Annotated in this window: 2 protein-coding genes; one reads left to right on the plus strand and one right to left on the minus strand. The window is 38.0% G+C overall.

What is annotated here, in order from left to right; translation table 11 throughout:
* A partial coding sequence (locus tag ABVT36_RS18820) for a hypothetical protein (protein WP_368457933.1) occupies window positions 1-1,065 on the minus strand: 1,065 nt, incomplete at its 3' end.
* A gap of 710 nt (window positions 1,066-1,775) precedes the next feature.
* Between ABVT36_RS18820 and ABVT36_RS18825 the strand changes: the two genes are divergently transcribed.
* Window positions 1,776-2,831, plus strand: a 1,056-nt coding sequence (locus ABVT36_RS18825; protein ID WP_368457934.1) for a hypothetical protein, incomplete at its 3' end; no start/stop codon positions are given.

Consider the following 2,831-nt stretch of genomic DNA (forward strand, 5'->3'; position numbering starts at 1 on the left):
TTCTAAATCCGTGAAGAAACCCTCTCTAATAACTCCCGGAAATAAATAACCCATGTTTGCGTAGTTGCGAGAGGCAGTGCGATAATCTCCTTTATAAATACCTCCATAAGTTACTACAAAAGTTATATTTTCATTAGTATTAAAGTTATAATCGAATGGATGTTTTATATAGAGGGGACCAGGAGGTTGATAGGTATAGTTAGTTAGATCGTGATATGGGAATTCCAGTCTACTGGTGACCACACCATTTTCAATCCAATACAGCGAACTGGAACCGTTGAGGTGGGCCTGTGCAGGCTGGTTGGGTCGATCCGGGTGATAGCTAGCTAATAATTTATAGGGAGCGTAGTTAATTCCGGAATCAACGAAAAAATCAGTTTGATTTTGGTTTAATCTAAGCCCATTTTCATCCCAGACCCTACGTAGAGTAAAACCCTGAGGTTGATATGTATAAGCCCAGATGATCCAGTCGTCAGTCCAGTCACCATCAGCGCTACTCGCTATGAAGTTTGACAAAGAAAAGTTGGTAGGACTGAGTTTTTCTATGGAAATGGAGGCATTATTGGTCGTGCCTTCACAAGTACTTTGCGTGATTATGTCATTTGTGACGTTGTTGCGCGCTTGTGCTTCAACACATACTTGTATGATGCCTGTAGATGAAGATGAGAGGTACTTTCTAACCACCTGAGTTGTGGATAGGGTAGAGGTTGAACTTGAGGTTAAAGGTAAAGACGTCGAGGCAGGTGTTCCGGAGCCTAATCGAATATCTTTAGTATATCCATTGTAACCATCGGAGATCACCGTATTTTCAAAGGATTGCCCGCTATACAATTCTTTAAGCTCCGCCCCAATAAACGTATAACCATCTTTTAATTGATAAAAAATATCAACTTCAGCCTGCATTCTACCGTTGGCATAGATCCGATTGCTTGGATAAGCGGTGCTATATTCACCCTCTACAAATAAGCTTTGAAATGGTACCTCAGGGGGGCCACTGGCAAAAATATAATTGCTAATGAATAATGAACTTAAGGCCATTAATTTAATCTTGGATTTTTTATTCATACAAACTTCCAATCTATTAATAATTAAATAAAGCCAGGTTGAAGATTCCAGTCAGATATTCCTTAGACTTTCTCCTGCTGGCCAGAAATTTATATTCTCTTGCATCAGAAGTCGTCAACGATTATTTTCTTGTAATTTAAAAACCTTGATACTCTTCTTACTTTTGTAATTTCACATTAAATTAGCTGTAAGTACTTAAATAAATGGGAAAAAAGCAGTAAAAATATTAAATTTCAACAATATCTAGGATACGATCAATGCTCAAAACGATTTGGTATTGTGTGTTGGAAAGTTTGAACAAGTTGCGGACGGCTTGTGAATATTAATTGATGCTTGGTCAATTTTTGGCGCTGCCGATATATAAAAAAGTGTGAACGATTGCCTATTTATAATTTAAAAGCTTTTAGGCTCCTCTCCTTTTTATAATATTCCCTATTTGGCGCCTTAATAGGATAATTTTCTTACAGAAAGTGCTGTTTCTATAATGAAAATAGAACTTTTAGCAATTTGAAAAGGTACTTACATTAAAACTAGTGTGAAAGTTAAAAAATAAGAAGAGCATCAAGGTTTTTAAATTACAAGAAAATAATCGTTGACGACTTCTGATGCAAGAGAATATAAATTTCCGGTCAGCAGGAGGAAAGTCTAAGAAATATCTGGCTATATATTCCAGCTGGCTTTATTTAACTATTAATAGATTGGAAGTTTGTATGAATAAAAAACTCAAGCTTAAATTAATGGCCTTAAGTTCATTGTTCATTAGCAATTATATTTTTGCCAGTGGTCCCCCTGAGGTACCATTTCAAAGCTTATTTATCGAGGGAGAATATAGCACGGCCTATCCAAGCAACCGGATCTATGCCAACGGCAGAATGCAGGCTGAAGCTGACATTTTTTATCAATTAAAAGAAGGTTATACCTTTATTGGGGCAGACCTAAAAGAATTGTACAGCGGGCAATCCTTTGAAAATACGGTGGTCTCCGATGGGTACAATGGATATACTAAAGATATTCGACTAGGATCTGGGGCTACAGCCTTGTCTTTAACTTCAAGTTCAACTTCTACGCTATCCACCACTCAGGTGGTTAGAAAGTATCTCTCATCTTCATCTGCGGGTATCATACAAGTATGTGTTGAAGCACAAGCGCGCAACGACAGCACAAGTGAAATAATCACGCAAAGTACTTGTGAAGGCACGACCAATAATGCCTCCATTTCCATAGAAAAACTCAGTCCTACCAACTTTTCTTTGTCAAACTTCATAGCGAGTATTGGTGAGGGTGACTGGACTGATGACTGGATTATTCACGCTTATACATATCAGCCTCAGGGTTTTACGCTACGTAGGGTCTGGGATGAAAATGGACATTCACTAAGTAGCATTAATAATCTTCTCAGCCTTTCTGGAATTAGCTACGCTCCCTATAAATTATTAGCTAGCTACCAACCGGATCGGCCTTACTTGCCAGCTCAATCTCATCTCAATGGCTCAAGTACGCTTTATTGGATTGAAAATGATGTCGTCACCAGCAGGTTGGAATTCCCATATCACAATCTAAGTTATTATGAATATACTCCTCCCCCTGCAGAATTTTATATAAAACATCCGTTCGATTATAACTTTAATACCAGGGAAAATATAACTTTTGTGGTAACTTATGGAGGCATATATACGGGAGACTATAGGGATTCATCTCACAATTATGCAAGCATGGGTCATTTTTTTCCGGACGTGATTGGACAGGGTTTACTTCAAGACACGGAC

It is taken from the genome of Microbulbifer sp. TYP-18 (genome assembly GCF_040932045.1).
In the GTDB taxonomy this organism is placed as follows: Bacteria; Pseudomonadota; Gammaproteobacteria; order Pseudomonadales; family Cellvibrionaceae; genus Microbulbifer.